This is a genomic window from Pseudomonas grimontii (genome assembly GCF_007858185.1).
Lineage (GTDB): Bacteria > Pseudomonadota > Gammaproteobacteria > Pseudomonadales > Pseudomonadaceae > Aquipseudomonas > Aquipseudomonas grimontii.
On record NZ_VFES01000013.1, the window covers coordinates 16,509 to 36,202 of the forward strand.

The following is a 19,694-nucleotide window of genomic DNA, read 5'->3' on the forward strand; positions in this document are numbered from 1 at the left end:
ACATGACAACTTTCGAAAATTTACCATCAGCCAAAAACATCGATGCAATCCAGCGTTTCACCGACCCAATGACTTGGGTCGCGTGCGGCTCGCAATGGAACAGCGGCGAACAGAAGACGCTGCAGTGTTGCGCCGTACGGCAGGAAACCCATGATGTAAGGACCTTTATCTTTCGGTGTGCAGACTTCAGTGCACTGAGTTTCGAACCGGGTCAATTCATCACCATTTCTCCCGTCATCGGGGGGCAAACCATCGCTCGGTGTTACACCCTTTCGTCCTCCCCCACCCGCCCGTTTGCTTTCTCCATAACTGTCAAGCGTGTGCCTGGCGGAGCGGTATCGAACTGGTTGCACGATAATCTCAAGCCGGGCGATAACCTGCGGGCTTCCGGCCCGGCAGGCAGTTTTACACCAGTTGGTCACCCTGCCGCCAAGTTGCTGTACCTGTCGGCTGGCTCCGGCGTGACGCCCTTGATGTCGATGACCCGCACCGCCGCTGACATGGCCGGCAACCTCGACATCGTCTTTGTGCACAGCGCTCGCACCCCCGCAGACATCATCTTTCACGAAGAGTTGAAACGTATGCAGGCCGGTATGACAGGGCTGCGGGTCATAAATATTTGCGAAGGATTTGGCGATACCGCCGAATGGCGACAGCCTATAGGCCGACTCGATTTGCCTTTGTTAAGCCAGCAAGTGCCGGATTTCCAGGAACGGGAAATCTTTACCTGTGGGCCCCAGGGTTACATGGAGGCAGTCAAATCAGTTCTCAGGGAAGCGGCGTTCGATTTCGACCACTACCATCAGGAAAGCTTCGACATTACGGTACTGAATGAAGAACCTTTGATCGAGCAAGCCTCTCCGTCCGATCAGCAAGACGTGTTTACGGTAACCCTGTCACGCTCGGGGAGGACGTTCAGCATGCCGGGTAATCAGACCGTGCTGAGTGCTGCCAAAAAAGCCGGCGCAATCGTACCGTCCTCCTGCAGTCAGGGTGTTTGCGGCACCTGCAAAACAGCCCTGCTTAAGGGTACTGTGGAAATGAACCACAACGGTGGGATCAGACAACGTGAGATCGACAAGGGTTTGCGCTTGCTTTGCTGCAGCAAGCCCACTTCTGACTTGGTCATTGATCTCTAGTCTTACATCATTAACAGGTAGTCACTACACCCTGGTTTCTGCACAATATCTGTGCACGGTGCAAAATCAAAAATACAGTGACCCTACCTGATGAAGCTGCAACCCTTGCCGCCACTCAATAGCCTGGTGGCGTTTGAAGCTGCGGCCCGCCATTTGAGCTTCACCTTGGCAGCCCGCGAACTAAACGTCACTCAAGGCGCGATCAGCCGTCAGATTCGTTTGCTCGAAGACTATCTGAGCACGGCGCTTTTCACCCGTACGACCCGTGAAATCAAGCTCACCGCCTCGGGCAACCAATATTACGAAAGCGTCCGCGATACGCTGCAGCAAATCGCCCATGCCACAGCGGGAATGCTCCATTGGCAAGGCGCCCGGCAGGTAACCGTCGTTACCAGCACAGCGATGGCATCGTTGTGGCTACTGCCTCTCGTATCGGAGTTCCAACGCCAGAATGAGGAGATTGATCTGCGCATCATCGCGACGGATCAAGTCAGTGATTTTTCCCGGCTAGACTGCGATCTGGCGCTTTACTACTGCAGTACCCCACCAAAAAACATGAAAGTCACTCCGTTGTTCAACGAAGAAATTTTCCCGGTCTGCAGCCCTGCCTTTCTAGCGCAGCATCCAGAGATTCATACGTTAGAGCAGCTAGGCGCGTGTACCTGGTTATGGTTTGAAGACCCGCAACGAGACTGGATTGGGTGGAAGGAATGGTTTCAACGTCTTGGCTACCAAGCTCCAGAACCTCGGCGACGCATCAATATCAACAACTATTCAATGTTGATTCAGTCAGCGCTGGCTGGCCAGGGTATCGCTTTGGCTTGGTCGGGCCTACTCAGCAACCACTTGCAAACTGGCAATCTCGTTCGACCGACGCAAACCACCCTGTGCACAGACGCTCAGTTCTGCCTGCTGGAACCTCAAGGTCGGCCCCCACATAGACAAAGCGTCGAACGCTTTCGCCAGTGGCTGATGGCGCATCTGGCGGAGACGGTCGACGTTTGAGTAATAGTCATGGGTGCGGCTCGTATGCGGCTCACCTCTGCCCCCAAAAGCATGAGCGGCCAACAACGTGAAGAGCTGGCGAATGTGATCGATGGCGGCGCGAGCGACAGATTTCCGGCAGGAATGATCTGCGACCAGATAGATTGGCGTCGCAGGGCTTAACCCGGATTTAATGTTGACCTACCGATGGTCGCAAATATAGTGGGTGGCGGCGCACTCGGCTGCCGACCGGCACTATGTCGTCTTCCGACGATCCATGCCCCGTCCAAGTCTGTTGGCCGCCGGAGGCGTGTCAGGCCCGGCGCCCATGTGTCGGCGACCGGCAGAACGTTGTTGAGGGTGATCTTGTCAGCGCCCATATGCACGCGCGGCATACCGGGTCAGGGGGCAGATAAACCTGGCCAGGCTATCTAGGATTGGCGCAAGGAAGGCATCCATCAATGACAGCATTGCCAAGGTGGACGTGTACCGGATTCCTGGTCACACCCGGAACTTTCCAAAGCTATGCTCAGGAGTTTCCTGGTATCTCATAGGGTGCAGACTAAGAGATTGCGAAATGGCGCTGGGGTGCAGACGCAGTTCAAAAAACTGAAGGTTCACAGGAAACATGGAGACGACATTAACATCTGGACCTTTCAGGTCGAAGGATCTCGGTAGAAGGCTAGACTCAAAGGTTACTTGCTGGAAAAACCAACGCTGTTGTTCGAAACCGTACTTGCCGACAATCCTCTTCTTAAAATCGAGACAGTTTAAACTCCGTAGCATTTAAGCGAGCGCGGCGACGCAGCACTGCCGTCATCGCCCGACCGTCCATGCCGGCACCAGCCACCTTTTTCCGTCTCATGACGGCGTTCAAAGAAATTCCTTTCGGATGTCGATACTCGACCGTTCGCCAATATTCCGATAGTTCTCGGTAAGCCATGCATCGGCCTCGCGTCGTCCGTTGTCGCGCAGCCCGCAAAGGAAGTCCCAGCCTGCGTTGTACTTGCTGGACACGCTGAGCGCGCACATCGCTGCGTCGGACCGAATGGAGTGGATCAGCATCTCCTTCATCTCGTCGCGCTCGACCTTTCCTTGCTCGATGAGGTCGGTGACAAAAGCGATGGTGCGCATCTCACGCATCAGCGACGAGTTGAAGCTGATTTCATTGATGCGATTGAGGATGTCGGCAGCTGTCATGGGCACGCCCGGGCGGACGAGCGGGTTGATGTGGACGATCACCACATCGCGCGTATTGCAGTGGTAGATCAGCGGGAAAATCGCCGGGTTTCCCATATAGCCGCCATCCCAGTAGTGCTGGCCGTCGATCGTGATTGCCTGGAACAATGTCGGCACACAGGCCGAAGCCAGCACCGCTTCGGCGCAGACGTCCTCGCCTGAGAAGATGCGTATCTTCCCCGTCTCAACATTGGTCGCACACAGATAGAGGTAGAGCGGGCATTGCTTGCGCAAGACGGCGAAATCGACCTGATTCTCCAGCACCTCGCGCAGCGGATTCAAGTTGTGGCGATTGAACTGGTAAGGCGAGAAGATACGAAGCGCCATGTCCGCAAACGCATACATGGGCGAATAGTCCAGCCCGAAACTGTGCGTCCCTTTCAACCATGGCGCCCAGCGCAACGGGTTATGCCGCTCGGCGGACTGCGCCACCGCGGACCAAAAATCATGCAGCGCCTGGCGCGCGCCGGCCTCTTCACCCTGCAGCATGCCGTAGGCCAGCACGACGGCATTCATCGCGCCGGCACTGGTTGCACTCACCCCTTCAATGGCAAGCCTGCCGTCCTCGAGCAACCGATCGAGCACGCCCCAGGTGAACGCACCGTGCATCCCACCGCCCTGCAACGCCAGCGCGACCGGCTTTTTCGTGGTCATTCTTGGTCTCCTCGTCGGTGCTGGCCGCATCGGGTGCTTGGCGCAGTGCTTCGCCCCGTCACGCACTTGCCGACGACACGCCGCTGCTTCATTCAGCACCAAGCGTCATCGATCGTTCACCCCTCGTTTGATGCCCATGCATCGAGCAGCGCCTTGGCTTGTAGCAAATCAACGCTGTCGAAGCCTTCGGTGAAGAAACTATAGATGTCGGCCAGCATCTGCCTGGCCGCCTCCTTGTCTCGTGTTTCCCAAAGCTGAGCAAGGCTCACTGTGGCTCGTAGCTCGAGTGACTTTGCACCTTGTTGTCGGGCGACCGAGATCGCCTTTTGAAAGCATGCTTGCGCTTCCTGCTGCACGGAAGAACCCTGACTGTCTTCACCCGGACATTGGAGGGTGAGCGCTCCCTTGAGCCGGTACAGTTCTGCTTCGTAAAAGTGCTCGCCTATTCTGTCCACCATAGCCAGAGCGTCGGTCAAGACATCCAATCCTGCCTGCGGTTGCATGGCGCGCCCGTGAGCTGCGGCCAGCAGTGCCAGAAAATAAGAGCATCCAAGCTCTGCTCCGGCGGCTTGGTAATTGGCGATACCCTGGGTTATCTGAGCGATTCCCTCGTCAATGTTTCCCTGCTCGGTGCGAGCCCAACCCTGGAGAATAGTCCCCCACGCCAAGTAATACGGAAACCCTTGTTCGAGTGAAAGCTTGATGGCGGCATCAGCACACTCCTCGGCGAGTTGTACGTCGTGCCGAAACTGTCCCAGTATCGACGTAGCAGACAGGTTGAAGGCCAGGCTGAACATGTCGGCAACCTTCTTGGCCATTGCAAGGGCCTCCTGGCTGCGTGTGCTTGCCTGATCGGGGAAACCCAGGTGCCAAAGACACAAGGCCGTAAATATCATGGCGTAGCCCGGATCCATGCCGTACCTGATGGCATGTGTGCGATGAAGGTCCGGGTTGTAGAGAACACGCGCCTGCTCGTTGTGGTCAAGGGAATTGCGCAGATCTCCCTGGAAAAACAAGGTCGCCCCGAGCGCCGCATGGGCTCCCACGAGCAAATTCGGATCCTGCGCAGTTTGCGCGACACTGAGCAGTCGCTCACCCAGTTCGCATGCCGTTGAGTATTGCGCACGCAACTCGTAGTACATCCGCAGCCCCATCAGCGCAGGGAAAAGCGAGTCGTCGCCTACTTGCGCGCATAGCGCCAGTGCACGGGTGTAGGTGGCTTCCACCTCGGGCGCACCATAGCCTCGGGCAGCCATCAACGCCGGTCCCAGGCAGAGCAGCAACGTCAGTTCCTGATGAGCACGCGCGGACGTGTCGGGCAATTGCTCGAGCAATTCCAGCGCCGCGCCGAGGTGACGCATTGCATCTAGATGGGCGGAGTGCTGAAGGGCCTGTTGCCCGGTACGGTGCAGGTATTCCACGGCCTTTGGGACATTGCCGCTCAGCCTGTAGTGGTGCGCCAGTTCGCTGCAATAATCGGCGATGCGGGTGGGGAACAGTGCCTCGATGGCCTGCGCCGTGCGTTCGTGCAGTGCGCTCCGCCGCTCCGTGAGTAGCGAGTGGCCCGCGACCTCCTGGGTCAGGGCATGCTTGAACGAATACTCCACCTCCGGAAATGCAGGCCGCTGGTAAATGAACTCCGCGGCCTCCAGTCGGGCCAGTAGATCGCGTAAATCGTCGTCATTCCGAGCGCCACGTCCATCACAGATGCGTTGGATCAGACTGAACGCAAACTCCTTGCCGATGACGGCGAGCGTCTGCAGCAACTCCTTCTGCGCAACGGGGAGCCGGTCGATACGGGCAGCGAGCACACCTTGCACGGTGGTGGGGATATGCAGCGCAAAAGGAGTTTGCTCGATCCGGTAACGGCCGGGTTCACCGAGCAGCGAGCTATCCTCGACCAGCGTTTGCACCACTTCCTCCATGAAGAAAGGGTTGCCCTCCGTCTTCTCCAGGATGAGTTGTTTGAGGGGGACGAGGGTGGGATCGTCCCCTAGCAGGGCCGCGAGCAGTCCCTGGGCTTCGGCCGGGCCCAGCGGTTCGAGCCGAAGCTGACTGCAATGACCCGCGCGCGTCCACGCAGGCTGATACTCGGGCCGGTAGTTCACGAGGAGCAGGATCGGAGCACTCGCCACGCGGTCGATGAGACACGCGAGGAATGCTTCGGTCTCGCGGTCCAGCCATTGCAAGTCCTCGAACAGCAGTTCGATCGGCTGATCGCGACTCTCGCGCGCCAGAAGTTGCGTAATCGCGTCGAAGATGCGATCGCGCCGGATCTGAGGATCCATTTCCGCGAGCGCCGAACTGCCTTCGCCAATACCCAGCAGATAGAGCAGGTAGGGCACAAGATCCTCGAAGCTGCGCTCAAGCGTCAGAGTCTTGCCCATGACCTTTTCCCGGCACCGCCGCTCGTCGTCCAGTGCAGTGATCTGAAAATAGCTTTTCAGAAGCTCGATGAGCGGAAAATAGGCAAAGGCCTTGCCGTGCGACACCGAGAAAGTCTCCAGCACCAGACACCCGCGCCGCGAGCCTTCCTTGAACTCATGGAACAGCCGCGACTTCCCGACCCCCGCCTCGCCTGCCACCGCGACGACCTGCCCGAGGCCCGCTTTGGCCTTATAGAGTGCCTGATGCAGGTGATCAAGTTCGACTTGGCGGCCGACGAACCTGGCCAGCCCGCGATGTGCCGCCAGTTGCAGGCGCGTGCGCAGCGCGCCGAGACCCTGCACTTCATACACGACAAGCGGATCGGGAATGCCTTTGACTTGGGTGGCCCCCAGAGTCCTGAACTCGAAATAGCCCTCCGCCAGCTTGTGGGTGGACTCGCTCACCAGGATTGACGATGGCGCGGCGATGCCCTCCATCCGGGATGCAATGTGGATCGTGTGCCCGACCGGATCGTAATCGGTGTGTAAATTGTCTGTGCGGATCGAACGCACGACGACCTCTCCAGTATGGATGCCAACGCGGATTTGCAACGGAATACCTTTTTCCAGACGAATGCGGTCACCATGTCGGTGTATCGCCTCCTGCATCCGTAGCGCCGCATACAGCGCCCGCTGCGGATGGTCCTCATGGGCGATGGGGGCGCCGAATAGCGCGAGAATGCCATCGCCCAGCGTCTTGGCCACGTAGCCTTCGTAGTAGTGGACAGCTTCCATCATCATCGCGACAACAGGCTCGATAAGGCGCTGGGCCTGTTCCGGATCGAGGTCGTGGATCAGCGCCGTAGAGCCAGCCATGTCGGCAAACAGCGCCGTGATGGTCTTGCGTTCTCCGGCGGTCTCGCCCCGGGCTTCCATGGCGGCCTGTTCGGCGCGGATGCGCTCGGCAAGGTAGTGGGGTGTGTAATGAATGGGCGCTGGAGAAGGCTCTGAAACAGGCCGGGAGCGCGGTGATGGCGCAGCAGACGCATCGGTTAGCGGTGCACCGCATTCACTGCAAAATTTGTCGGAAAGGCCCGCCTCGTGGCCACAGCGCGAACAGCTGCAAGACAGCCTGGCGCCGCACGCTTCACAGAAGCTGGCCCCGGAGGGATTCTCGAATCCGCAGTTTGCACAGCGCATACGACCTCCTTGCTTCTAATCGTTAGGCGCCGGATCCGCTGGCGGCAAGACGCGATCGGATGAGGCGATCTCCCCTGTCGTCGATATCCGCGTGACACATCATCGCTGCGCGGGCTACGCAGCGCGTAAACAGCTGCTATACATCCGCGACCCGGTTACCGAAAGTCGACAGGAATCCTGGTAGGCGGCCACGCCTCAACACACAACTTGGGTACGATTCAGGATGATCTCTGCATAAGTGATCCGCAAGAGGCAGTTGGTCTGTCTCACCGGCGCTATCCCCCATCAGTAACGGACCTTGAAGGTTGGCGAATCTTCTGCCCTGGTATGGCGCCGATCGTAAAATTTGGTCCTGCTGATCGTTGAGCACTGTGGAGAGTGTTGTGCGGATACCGTGGAAAGCGCGAGTTGAGTCATTGAAAAATATTTTCTGGACGGAGTGGTTCGCCAGTCCGCTGATTGCGCACAAAAATGTTCACATCATCGGCATAACGCACGAAGCAATGACCCAGCCGCTCCAGCTCGCGGTCGAGTTGGTTGAGCAGGATATTCGACAGCAACGGCGAGAGGGGGCCGCCTTGCGGCGCCCCTTCGTGCCGGCGGCTGGTGATCCCGCCCGACATCACCCCGGCTTCGTGATAACGGCGGATTAACTTGAGTACCGATTGTCTTCGACGTGAAGCTGCACATGGGCCACCAGGATGTCGTGGTTGATTCGATCAAAGAACTTTTCCAGATCAAGTTCCACACCCGCCTCCACATGGCCGCGTGCGGTTTCGATCGCTTGGTGAGCGCTTCTGCCCGGACGAAAACCGTAGCTGTAGCCCGAGAATAGCGGATCGAAGAGCTGCGTGAGCTGTTGCAGCAGTGCCCGTTGGATCAGGCGATCCACGACGCTGGGAATGCCCAACTGCCGGGTTCCGCCTTTGAGTTCGGGGATTTCGACGTCGTATACACATTGCGGGGGGTATTCGCCGGCCAGCAATCGGTTCTTGAGAATCGGCCAATACTGTTTCACGTAGCCGTCAACTCGTCGACCGTCAGTATCCGTCCGGCGAAGTCATCTACCCAGCCCTGCAAAGCCAAGACATGGTGTGCACTTAAATTTAAGTGGGCACCGGTTCTAGCCTTTTAAGCGGGTATTTCATGCAGCCACAACGCCGTTCCTACACCAAATCCTTCAAAGTCCAAGTCATTCAAGAGTGCGCCCAGCCCGGCACCTCGATTGCCAGCGTCTCGCTGAGCCATAGCCTCAATGCGAACCTCGTCCACAAATGGATTTGGGTGCAAACGCAAAAAAACACGGAGCTGCAACCTGCTTTTATTCCGTGACCCATGCAGCTAGCCGGAGCAAATTCGCAAGCTGCATCATCGACTATCTGCGTTGAAATCCCTCATCCGTGTGGCACTGTCAAAGTGAACTGGCCGACCGATAGCGCGGCTGCCTGCGCAACCTTCCTTCGAGATCTGTTGCAATGATTCGCATCGACGCCATCTGGCACGCCACCGAACCCATGGACATGCGCGCCGGTACTGAAACCGCGCTGGCGCGGTTGGTCACCATGTTCGGTGCGGCGCAACCGCACTGCGCTCATCTGTTTGCCAACCGCCGCGCCAATCGCATTAAAGTGCTGGTGCACGACGGGTTCGGTATTTGGCTGGCGGCGCGCCGCCTGCATCAAGGCAAGTTCTTCTGGCCGGGTTCTCGACACGGCTCTCAGATGGAATTAGGTGCCGAACAACTGCATGCCCTGGTGCTGGGCTTGCCCTTGGCATAGAGTCGGGCCAGGCAGTGCGATTTCCATCGTATAACGCCTGTCATGACCAGGCGCACTGCAAGCCTGCTCAACCAAAGCGACCATATCATTGAGCATCGGGTAGGCGAACTACTGTATGAGGGCTGTCTCAAACCCGAACTGATGACGGAGTCGCGCCGGAATCCCGACCAACTGCAGCGCTGGGCGTCCAGACGAAACAGCTCTGCGCGGAGTGTAATGGGTCAGATGTTAAGTACTTCCCTCCTGATGTCGGCGAGGCCGCTTTGCCACGGCCCCACCAACTCCCCACTGGCCTCCTCACCGCTCCACACAGGCTCGGGCAGTGCCCCCGTTCGTTGGATACTACGTCGTTGCTTGACCACACATATATGACACCGGGTACTTGTAGCCGTTTAACGGGGAATGACGATGGCGTAAATCCCAGCTAAAGCCAGAACACGTCATCAGGTGCGGAACTTCCGCACCAGACCGTCCAGCTCATTGGATAGCGACGCCAGGCTTTGCGAGTCAGTACGCGATAATTGCGCCAGTTCGACCACCAGTTGTGCATCACCATGAATCTGACTGATGTGCCGGTTGATGTCTTCGGCCACCTGATGCTGCTCTTCGGCGGCGGTGGCAATCTGGGTGTTCATATCGCGGATGACGTCCACCGATTCGCGAATCTGGCCAAAGCTGGTGCGAGCTTGGCCAATCTTACTCACCGACTGCTGCGAGACCTCAAGGCTAGAATGCATCTGTTGCGCCACCGAGGCGGTGCGCCGGGCCAGATTGCCCAACAAGCTGTCGATCTCGGCAGTAGAGTCGGCGGTACGCTTCGCCAAGGCCCTGACCTCGTCAGCCACCACAGCAAAGCCACGCCCCTGCTCACCCGCTCTCGCAGCTTCAATGGCGGCGTTGAGGGCCAGCAAGTTGGTCTGCTCGGCGATAGAGCGGATGGTGTTGAGAATTGACTGGATGTCGTTACTGTCTCGCTCTAATTGCGTCATGTCCTGCGCGGAGCGGGATATTTCTTCGCTGAGCCGGTCAACGCTTTCTACTGCATCATCGATCTGCCGTTGACCGTCGCGTGCCTGTTGCTGACTTGTGTCGGCGGATTCGGCAGCCTGACTGCAAGAACGCGCGACTTCGTTGGCAGTAGCGACCATTTCGTGGAAGGCAGTGGATACCATGTCCACCGCTTCACGTTGGCGGTTGGCGGCCTCAGCCATATCACCCGAGACCTGAGTGGAGCTGTGCGATGCTGCAAGGATGCTGCTGGCAGCCCTGGAGATGTGCTGGATCAAGCTGCGGATCGCGCCCAGAAATTGGTTGAACCAGCGAGCTAGCTGGGCAGTTTCGTCGTTGCCGCGCACTGCCAGCGTGACAGTCAGGTCGCCTTCACCTTGGGCTATTCCCTCCAGCCCGCTTGACACACCGCTGATCGGGCGCACGATAAAGCTCGCGAAAGTAGCGCCGACCAGCGCGAAGACCACAGCAAGTGCCGCAGCGATGATACCAATCAGCCAGGTCAGTTTATTGGCTGAAGCCATGACTTCATCCTGCTTGATCAGGCCGATGAAACTCCAGCCGAGTTTGTCAGCAGGATAGACGTTAGCCATGTAGCGCTCGCCATTAAGCTCTACTGCTGTCAGACCTTTGGGCGTTTTGGCCAGCTCACTAAAACCACCGCTCAGCTCACCGAGCTTCTTGAAATTATGCTCGGGCTGCTTGGGGTCGACCAGCACGTTGCCGCTGTTTTCCATCAGCATCAGGTAGCCGGTTTCACCAAGCTTGATCTGTTTGACGATGTTGGTCAGTTGTTTGAGTGTCACATCAATGCTCATCACCCCGCCTGGGTTGCCCAGGGCGTTAGGTATCGCGCGTACGGTCGCGATCATCACCGCGTCGTCGGCAGACCAGTAATAGGCATCAGTGCGCACCGTCCTGCCCGGGTTAGCCAGAGCGGTCTTGTACCAAGGGCGCGCACGAGGATCGTAGTTACTGAGCTTCTGCCCCTCAGGCCAAAACGCGTAACTGCCGTTGGCCAGACCGTAGGAAATATAGGAGTAAGAAGGGTGGCTTTTCGCCATGCGATCAAACAGCGCAACGATGTTCTTGCCCGTTTCGGGCTCGGGCAGGTTTTCCTGTTCGGGCGTCAACGAACTTTTGAGACCGTTACCAGCGGTGGCTACCAGCGGATTGGACGCAAGATAATCGATGTTCTGGCTGATACTGTCGAAGAACAATTGCATGCCGTTCTCGACCTGACGTATTTCGCGCCCACTGTTTTCGACAAAACTTTCCGTGGCCTCGTTGCGCAGATTAATGATGACAATGCTGGCGACAACAATGATGGGCAAACACGCGATGATTGCGAACGCCCCAGTTAGCTTTTGCTTGATGTTCATTTAAGCTCCGTAATTTTTTTCATACATCGCAAGTCACATTAGCTGCACCCTGCTGCATGCCGCCCCAGCAAGACCGTTATTACATAGAGGTACATATAAAGTGTCGGTGCAGCCGGGTTGCCATTCCAAGCACCGGGTCAGTTATGTATTCGGATCTGTCAGCTGGAGCGCAGTCATAGCAAGAACTGACCAAGGGCTCCGACATTCAAAATTCCATTCGTGTTTCTCGGGAAGGGGAATACCCAAAGTAAGCCGTATAGCACTTGCTGAAATGGCTCGGGGAGACGAATCCACAAGCCACTGCGACCTGCACTATGGTTAGACCGGAATGCTGCAGCAGGCGTCGTGCTTCAGTGACCCGAAGTTCGAGGTAGTAACGCTGTGGGGTAGTGCCCAACTGAGCCCTGAACAACCGTTCGATTTGGCGCCTGGACAGATTGACCCAGCCTGCCAACTGCTCTAAATCCAGAAGTTCTTCAAGATTCGCCTCCATCAATGTGACGATTTCTCTCAAAGGCGCCGCCATTTTAATGTGGAGCGTTGGATTCAGGCGTCGATGCCGTGAGTCCTCAAATGCCAAGATGTCCGAGATGCCATCAACAAGGCCTGCTCCATGACATTGACCGATCCAGCCCAGGATCATATGAAACGCACCGCTCGGGCTGGCCGCCGTATAACGATCGCGATCAACCATAAAGCTCTCACTTGTCACTTGGCTGTGCTGTGCCGCCTCTGCAAGCGCTGGCCGATGCTCCGGGTGAATGGCACAACGGTATGCATCCAGCAAACCTGCTTGCCCCAAGAACCAGGCTCCGTTCCAGAGACCCGCTAACGCTACTCCCTTCTCGGCGGCTTTCTTGAGCAGAGCGGACAAATGAGCATCGGCGCGCAGTGGCGTCCGAAGCCCGCCACACACGATCAACAGTTTTAGATCGCTCAGTGGATAGGATAAAAGCTGTTGATCCGGGCGGATAATGATGCCCAAGTCGCTCATCACTTCCTGCACATTCAGCGTAAACGTGCAGGTACTGAAGAGTTCAGGCCGCAGCAGATTCGCTGTCACAAGCGCGTCCAATGCGTTGGTAAATGAAGGCAGAGAAAAGTGATCAAGAAGGATAAAGCCCACCTCCGAACGGGAAACGTTCGGAGGTTTCTCATCATTGAGATAGCGAAAGTTTTTCCCTTTGATTGTTCCACAAAAAGTTCGCTGTTCTATCACTTCGAGGCACCCTTTTATATAAGATAAAACGATACAATCGAGCCGCGAAAAATGGCCTTCCTCCGTTATTACCACTACCTTTACGTATAGGGCCTCGGGTCAGAAATGCCGGTCATTTCAACGCGAAGATCGCCCCAACCAATGCAGTTGAGGCGACCTCCAAACCAGACACCGTTAATCTGAATCAGGACGCATCGATCCAGATGGTTTTCAACTCGGTGTATTGATCATGAGCCCAAATGGACTTGTCTCGGCCACCGAAGCCAGACTCTTTGTACCCGCCGAAAGGCGTAGATGCATCGCCTTCGCCGAAGCAGTTGACGGTCACGATTCCGGCACGAATGCCGCGCGAAAGCTTCAATGCATTGCGCAGGTTACCGGTGTACGCGGACGCCGCTAATCCATAAGCCGTGTCGTTAGCCAAATCGATGGCCTCATCCACAGTATTGAAGGTTGTTACGCTCAGGACGGGGCCGAAGATTTCTTCCTGAAACAACCGGCTATCACGGCTTACGCCATCAACGATGGTGGGTTCCACAAAGATATTTTTCGTAGTACTCCCGCCCACCAGCACATCCAGCTTTTGGTCTTTAGCGTGCTCAATGTACGAACGCACTTTTTCAAAGTGAGCGGTGCTGATCATCGAGCCCAGGCGATTTTCAGGGTCAAGCGGATCACCCATTTGCCAATCGCCCAGGTGAACCTGGATACGCTTCAAAAGATCGTCCTTGATATTGCTATGAACGATCAGGCGAGAGGACGCAGAGCAGTTTTCGCCCATGTTCCAGAAGGCGCCATTCACTACGTGCTGCGCGACGAGATCAATGTCCTCGACGTCGTCCATCACAACTGCAGGGTTCTTGCCTCCGCACTCCAGAACGATGCGCTTCAGGTTTGACTCACTGGAATATTTTAGAAACAGCCGGCCAGTGTCAGTAGAGCCTGTAAAGCTGACCATCGCGACATCCGCGTGCCGACCTAATGGTTCACCGGCCTCTTTGCCACTACCAGGCACCACGCTGAACACGCCCGCGGGGATACCCGCCTGATAAGCCAATTCAGCGACGCGCAGCGTGCTCAACGTAGTTTCCTTCGCGGGCTTGACCACGATCGAGCAACCTGCTGCCAGCGATGGGCCAATTTTCCAGGCAAGCATCAATAGCGGGAAGTTCCACGGCAAAACAAGACCGACGACTCCGATGGGCTCACGCACGACCATCGTGACGGCTCCCGAACCCACTGGCGCGGTCGAATCGTAAATTTTGTCGATGAGTTCTGCGTGCCAACGCAGCGTATGAATTGTTTCGGGAACATCGATGTTCTGGCATTCACGAATCGGTTTACCGCTGTCCAGACTTTCGAGTACCGCCAATTCGTGCGAATTCTCTTCAAGCAGTTGAGCGAAACGCAGCAATACAGACTTGCGTGCAGAAGGCGAGAGCGAATGCCAGCGGGCGTCCTCAAATGCCTCTTTGGCTGCTGCCACGGCCTCGTCGACATCTCGAGAGTCGCACGCGGCGATTTCAGCTAGAACGTCACCCGTTGCTGGGTTGGTCGTAGTGAACGTTTTGCCCGATATCGCATCACGAAACTTTCCGTTGATAAATGCCTGATTGCGCAACTCAAGCTTACCTGCAAGTTCGCGATATGCCTCTTTACTAAGAAGATCTGCCATTTCAAGCCTCCCCAATGATTTGGGCTACGTTTTGTTTGAGGGTTCGAATAATTTCTTTCAGTTGTTGTTTCTCGGACTCCTCCAATGGTTGCAATGGAGCCCGAACACCACCGGGATGTAATCCGCTTAATTCACTGCCATGCTTGATGGATTGAACGAACCTTCCGCCGTCGAGAAAAAACATCAATGGAAGCATTGCCGACATGATGCGGCGTCCTTTAGCGAAGTCTTTTTCAATGACACAAGCTTCGTAGAGCGCAACATGTTCGCGGGGGATGAAGTTCGAACCCGCGCAAACCCAGCTGCGAGCCCCCCAAGCAAAAAATTCCAAAGCTTGATCATCCCAACCACAAGATATTTGGATTGACGGATGTGATTGAGCCAGACGATGAAGACGATTCATCTCGCCTGAACTTTCCTTGATAGCGACGATATTCTTGCTGTGTGCAATGGCGTCGAAGAACTCTTCGTCCATCGCGACGCCCATCCGGGCCGGGTAGTTGTAAAGCATGATCGGAAGTCCAGCTGCTCTGTCCACTGCCAGGACATGAGCGCCAATTTCTTTTTGAGTGGGCAGCGCGTAAGGAGGAGAACCTACCATAAGAGCATCTGCCTCAAGCTCCTTCGCCCTCTCGGCAAAGTAGACAGAGTCTTCAGTTCGAATCCCCCCGGTACTCACAACGAGCGGCAAACGACCGTTGATAATATCTTTTGCACGGCCAGCAATCTTTACACGCTCAGCTACCGTGTGAGCGTAATACTCACCGGTCGACCCACCAACAACAATGCCATGAACCTTGGACTCGATCAGGTATTCAATAACCTCGCCAAAGGCCGAATAATTAATCTGGCCATCCGAAGACAACGGAGTGATGGCAGGCGTAAAAATGCCGTCAAAGTTCAAAGTATTGTCTCCAGTGTTCTAGGTAAATCAAGGGTTAAATATTTGTTAACTTAGTGATGTGGCTGGTTGGGTCTAGCGATCGAGTTTCTGTGCAATACGGCTATAGCACTGGACGTTTCATGAGGTTTTCATTTAAACAAATGAAAACTTCATGCTCTATTTAACGTGCAGCCAAAGGTCGACTATTTCGATTAAGTAATCCACGGCTAACGCGATCTAAAAGTAGCGCGACAGCTACGATCGCGAGTCCCGCTCGCAGACCGAGCCCCATCTCCATACGAGTGAGTCCTCGAGTGACCTCGGCGCCCAAGCCGCCTCCTCCTACCAACCCAGCAAGAACCACCATTGCGAGCGATAACAAGATGCATTGATTCAGCCCCACCAGAAGCGTAGGTGTGGCCAGAGGAATCTCGATCTTGAAAAGAATCGAGCGTTTTGTGGCACCCATGGCATTTCCCAACTCGACCATTTCCTTTGGTACCTGGTTAAGCGCCAGTGTGGTCAACCGCAGCATGGGAGGAATCCCATACACCACGGTGGCGATGATTGCGGGGACACGGCCGAGGCTGAAAATCATTACCGCAGGAATGAGATAGACCCACGGTGGAACAGTCTGCATTACGTCGAGCACCGGTCGCACTGCGGCGTCGAATCGCTTCACCCGTGAGGCGAGGATGCCAAGCGGAAACGCAATAGACACTGATATCAGTACGGCCACCGAGACCAGCGCAATGGTTTGCATGGAAGCAATCCAAAGTCCGGAGATCGAGCAATATCCCAGCATCACTGCCGCCAACACAGCGACACGCACTCGAACGATCAGCGCAACAGTGATAGCGACGATGGCGATCACCGCTAACGGCGGTAGGGCCAATAGTGCACCTTCAATTGCACGCAGACTTATTTCAACCACCACACTTATGGCTTTAGAGACACCGTGAAGATTGGTGTTGAACCAATCAACGAAAGGGGCAATATATTTTCCAGGGGAAAACTGGATTTCTGGTGCGCTCATGGTCGTTTCCCCTCATACGCAGCCGCGGCGCTCTGTGCCAAACGGTCGAGAACCATGGTGAGAATAACGATTGCGATAGCACCGTTAATTGATTTGGCGATGTCGAGAGTGCGAATCGCGCCATATATAGTCTCACCCAAGCCACCAGAGCCGACGATGCCTGCAATGACTACCATGCCGAAAGCCATCATGAGGCTTTGATTGATGCCAGCCATGATGCTTGGCATTGCGAAGGGCAGACGTATCTTCAAGAACATCTGCCAGCCAGTGACGCCACTAGCATTGCCAAGTTCGATGAACTCATTCGGCGTCATGCGAATGCCGAGCGATGTCAGGCGAAACGCCGGCGGCAACGCCACGATAAATGTCGCGATCAGCGCCGTGCCTGTGCCATAGCCTAAAAGCGCAATGGCAGGTAGCAAGTAAATGTAGGGCGGCATGGTCTGAATCATGTCGAGCGTGGGCTCGACCATGCGATCCAACACCGGAAGCAACCCGGCTACCACACCCAGTGGAATGGCTACCAGCAGAGCCATCAACGTCGCTGCAACGACCAGTGCCAGAGTGCTCATAGTTTCTGGCCACAAGCCGATAAATGCGCAGAAAAGCATTCCAGTCAAAGCAGCAATGGCGAAGCGTGGCCCGGCGAGACGCCACCCCAGCAAAGCGATAAGCACTGCAACAACGTAATATGGCGGGAGGTTGAATAGCCACAGAAGGCTTTCGTAAATACCTTTCAGAACGTCATTTACTGCATCGAATAGTCCCGAACCATTGTCGGAAAGCCATTCAAGTCCCGCGTCCACGGTCGAGTCAAAGCTGCCAGGGAAATTTTCGACATTCATGAAGACACCTCCGCCAGCGCCTGATCAACCGGGTGTGCATATTCGTTAGCAGTCCCTTGTACGCCTCTTAGCAAATCGCGCATGGTGATCACCCCTGTGATGACACCCGCGTCCATCACGGCGATCGCGTCGCGATCATTTGCTACCGCAAGGCCGATGATGTGATCAAGGTCGGCGTCTGGAGGCGTGGTTGGCAGTCGACTTACATCAACGTTGGGGTGCGCCGCCTTGTAGAGCGCAACCGGCGTCATCACCGAATTGGCTTTGACGAGGTGGAGCCTCGATATACCCGCGACGAACTCTGCTACGTAATCATCGGCCGGATTTAGAACTATTTCCTCGGCAGTTCCCACTTGGATGATCATTCCGTCTTTCATGATCGCGATGCGATCTCCTAGCCGGATCGCCTCGTCCAAGTCGTGAGTAATGAAGACAGCTGACTTGCCCAGTTCCTTTGTAAGCTGGCGGAATTCGTCCTGCAACTGACGCCGTATTAATGGGTCAAGTGCGCTGAAAGGCTCGTCCATGAGGATAATTTCCGGATCTGCAGCAAGCGCGCGTGCCAGGCCCACCCGCTGCTGCATTCCCCCGGATAGTTCGTCCGGGTAACGCTTAGTCCAGTCGGCCAGGCCAACTTTGGTTAATGCCGCCTCGGCGACCTTCAACCGCTCGGTTTTTGGAACTCCCTGTACTTCCAACCCGAACGCAGTGTTTTCAAGCACAGTACGATGCGGCAACAGTGCCACACTCTGAAACACCATCCCAATCTGCCTTGCCCGTACCGCACGTAATTCGGCGGCGCTGAGCGACGACAGCTCACGGCCCTTGACCAGCACCTTGCCCGAGCTTGGCGTGATCAGTTTGTTAAGCAATCGGATCAGTGTCGATTTACCGCTGCCGGACAGGCCCATGATGCAAAAAATCTCACCACGGCGAACCTCTAGGTTGACGTCAGACACACCTACGACGCAGCTATAGTCTTGAAGAATCTGCTTTTTTGTCAGCCCTCTTTCGACAACGGCTTTCATTGCTTCAGCCGAGTTCTCGCCGAAAATCTTCCAGACTGACTCGCAGCTCACCAACACATTATTTACGTCTAAACTTGTAGTAGCCATAGCAAATCCTATCGAACCTTTTTATAAAATATTGTTCGTTAAAGTTCGGCAGCTAAATAAATACCGGTCTTAATTTTTTTTGTTATTTTCCCAACGCTGAATCAAATCGCCATTCTTGGCAATCCAGATTTTAACTGCTTCATCCACGGATTTTCCGTCCTTTATATCGCCGTTGATTGCCTTAATATCAGTGATCGGAACAAAAATACTGGCAATCACTTCTCTGGCGCGAGGGTGCTTCTCAGAAAAGCCTTTCTGACCAATCCAGTAATAGGTTTGCGATGGGGGATAGATTCCCTTTGAGTCAGCCAAATACTTGAGGTCAAATTTCTGAGTCATCCAGGATGGATCCCACATGGTGACAGCGACCCACTCCTTGCGATCCACTGCTGACTTAAGTGCAGCCGTCATCGCTGCGGTACTGCCTTCAACCAGTTGAAGTTTTACGCCATAGGCTTTTATGGCTTCGCTGGTACTACGCATCAGGCCAGCACCAGGCTCAATACCAATAACCTTATCGCCGAATTTGGCGGAGCTCTCATTCAACTGCTCGATCGTGTCAATGGTTACGTATTTGGGAACCGCAATCCCCTGATACAAACCGTCGGAAACAGGTGAAATTTTTTCGTAACGATTCTTACCACGATCCCAATAGTCTTGAGCAAGATAGTTCACTGGGGAAACTAACATCTCGATGTCACCTTTACCCAGCGCTGCGAAGGCTATCCCCCACTCGGAAAATTCAGTGAGCTTTACCGTGTAACCCTGATCCTCCAAAACCTTTTTGGTGATAAGTGAAGTCGGCGACAAATCCTCCCAAGCCATGGTACCCATCGTGATGGTCTTCTCTTCTGCCTGTGCTGGCAAAACAGTTCCTATCACCATCAGCAAAGCGAACACCGCTTTCCAAATCGTTTTCATGGTATTTCCCCTACAGAGGTTGAGTGGTCGCCTTTTCTCGGGCGACATTGCGTTCGTGATTTTTAAACTTCTTTTCCAACACGCAATTCTTGCCATCGGATATCCGAGTTATCGCCCTGCCAAGTGTTTGGCGCTGGCGGTACACGATTAGGCTTTGGGCTTTAAACCTGGCGTTCTTTCGATCCCGTAGGGAACCGTCGCTGGGTTTTGCGCATATTCAGCTCCCTTTAAAGATCACTCATGGTCGAGC

General features: G+C 55.4%; 15 protein-coding genes and 2 pseudogenes. 5 read left to right on the forward strand and 12 right to left on the reverse strand.

Annotation, left to right across the window (positions count from 1 at the left end; translation table 11 throughout):
- Positions 1–2 precede the first annotated feature (2 nt).
- The 3 genes from FIV39_RS19955 to FIV39_RS33980 all read left to right on the forward strand — a co-directional run bounded on the left by FIV39_RS19955 (position 3) and on the right by FIV39_RS33980 (position 2,801).
- Entirely contained in the window at positions 3–1,139 is a 1,137-nt protein-coding gene (locus FIV39_RS19955) for a hybrid-cluster NAD(P)-dependent oxidoreductase (RefSeq protein WP_090409987.1), read from the forward strand.
- Positions 1,140–1,229: 90 nt separating this feature from the next.
- Positions 1,230–2,144, forward strand: a complete 915-nt coding sequence (locus tag FIV39_RS19960) for a LysR substrate-binding domain-containing protein (RefSeq protein ID WP_090404434.1) — start codon at positions 1,230–1,232, stop codon at positions 2,142–2,144.
- Between the two features lie 504 nt (positions 2,145–2,648).
- Positions 2,649–2,801: a conjugal transfer nickase/helicase domain-containing protein gene (locus FIV39_RS33980; protein ID WP_143513875.1), complete on the forward strand. Its 153-nt coding sequence runs from the start codon at positions 2,649–2,651 to the stop codon at positions 2,799–2,801.
- Positions 2,802–2,996: 195 nt separating this feature from the next.
- Here the strand turns inward: FIV39_RS33980 and FIV39_RS19975 are convergent, their stop codons facing one another.
- From FIV39_RS19975 to FIV39_RS19990, 3 genes and pseudogenes are all read right to left on the reverse strand, one after another.
- Positions 2,997–4,016, reverse strand: a complete 1,020-nt coding sequence (locus FIV39_RS19975; RefSeq protein WP_244176339.1) for a patatin-like phospholipase family protein — start codon at positions 4,014–4,016, stop codon at positions 2,997–2,999.
- 116 nt (positions 4,017–4,132) lie between these two features.
- A complete protein-coding gene (locus FIV39_RS19980) occupies positions 4,133–7,582 on the reverse strand; it encodes an adenylate/guanylate cyclase domain-containing protein (protein WP_090404438.1) in 3,450 nt (1,149 codons plus the stop codon).
- 443 nt (positions 7,583–8,025) lie between these two features.
- A pseudogene (locus tag FIV39_RS19990) lies at positions 8,026–8,606 on the reverse strand (reverse transcriptase domain-containing protein); the annotation flags it as partial.
- A gap of 122 nt (positions 8,607–8,728) precedes the next feature.
- On the opposite strand from FIV39_RS19990, the gene FIV39_RS20000 reads away from it, so the two are divergent.
- Together FIV39_RS20000 and tnpB are read left to right on the forward strand one after the other, a co-directional pair.
- Positions 8,729–8,914, forward strand: a complete 186-nt coding sequence (locus FIV39_RS20000) for a transposase (protein WP_090404440.1) — start codon at positions 8,729–8,731, stop codon at positions 8,912–8,914.
- Positions 8,915–9,057: 143 nt separating this feature from the next.
- On the forward strand, positions 9,058–9,360 hold the full coding sequence (tnpB, locus tag FIV39_RS20005) for an IS66 family insertion sequence element accessory protein TnpB (protein WP_143513876.1): 303 nt from the start codon (positions 9,058–9,060) through the stop codon (positions 9,358–9,360).
- A gap of 443 nt (positions 9,361–9,803) precedes the next feature.
- Here tnpB and FIV39_RS33985 read toward each other — a convergent pair whose 3' ends face one another.
- The 9 genes and pseudogenes from FIV39_RS33985 to FIV39_RS20045 form a co-directional block, all read right to left on the reverse strand.
- A complete protein-coding gene (locus tag FIV39_RS33985; protein WP_390620706.1) occupies positions 9,804–10,571 on the reverse strand; it encodes a methyl-accepting chemotaxis protein in 768 nt (255 codons plus the stop codon).
- Between the two features lie 90 nt (positions 10,572–10,661).
- Positions 10,662–11,750, reverse strand: a pseudogene (locus FIV39_RS33990) (cache domain-containing protein); the annotation flags it as partial.
- Between the two features lie 205 nt (positions 11,751–11,955).
- Positions 11,956–12,969, reverse strand: a complete 1,014-nt coding sequence (locus FIV39_RS20015; protein WP_090404443.1) for a GlxA family transcriptional regulator — start codon at positions 12,967–12,969, stop codon at positions 11,956–11,958.
- Positions 12,970–13,153: 184 nt separating this feature from the next.
- The gene (locus FIV39_RS20020) at positions 13,154–14,644 is read right to left on the reverse strand and encodes an aldehyde dehydrogenase (RefSeq protein WP_090404446.1); all 1,491 of its coding nucleotides are present in this window, start codon (positions 14,642–14,644) and stop codon (positions 13,154–13,156) included.
- Position 14,645: 1 nt separating this feature from the next.
- Entirely contained in the window at positions 14,646–15,548 is a 903-nt protein-coding gene (locus FIV39_RS20025; protein ID WP_090404448.1) for a dihydrodipicolinate synthase family protein, read from the reverse strand.
- A gap of 160 nt (positions 15,549–15,708) precedes the next feature.
- Complete coding sequence (locus FIV39_RS20030; protein ID WP_090404451.1) at positions 15,709–16,563, reverse strand: ABC transporter permease; 855 nt, start codon at positions 16,561–16,563, stop codon at positions 15,709–15,711.
- Positions 16,560–17,408: an ABC transporter permease gene (locus FIV39_RS20035; protein WP_069970799.1), complete on the reverse strand. Its 849-nt coding sequence runs from the start codon at positions 17,406–17,408 to the stop codon at positions 16,560–16,562. The genes FIV39_RS20030 and FIV39_RS20035 overlap by 4 nt, the downstream gene beginning before the upstream one ends.
- The gene (locus tag FIV39_RS20040) at positions 17,405–18,523 is read right to left on the reverse strand and encodes a quaternary amine ABC transporter ATP-binding protein (RefSeq protein WP_090404454.1); all 1,119 of its coding nucleotides are present in this window, start codon (positions 18,521–18,523) and stop codon (positions 17,405–17,407) included. Before FIV39_RS20040 ends, FIV39_RS20035 begins: the two co-directional genes overlap by 4 nt.
- A gap of 69 nt (positions 18,524–18,592) precedes the next feature.
- Positions 18,593–19,444 carry a glycine betaine ABC transporter substrate-binding protein gene (locus FIV39_RS20045; RefSeq protein ID WP_090404457.1) on the reverse strand — a complete coding sequence of 284 codons (852 nt, stop codon included), beginning with the start codon at positions 19,442–19,444 and terminating at the stop codon, positions 18,593–18,595.
- Positions 19,445–19,694 lie beyond the last annotated feature (250 nt).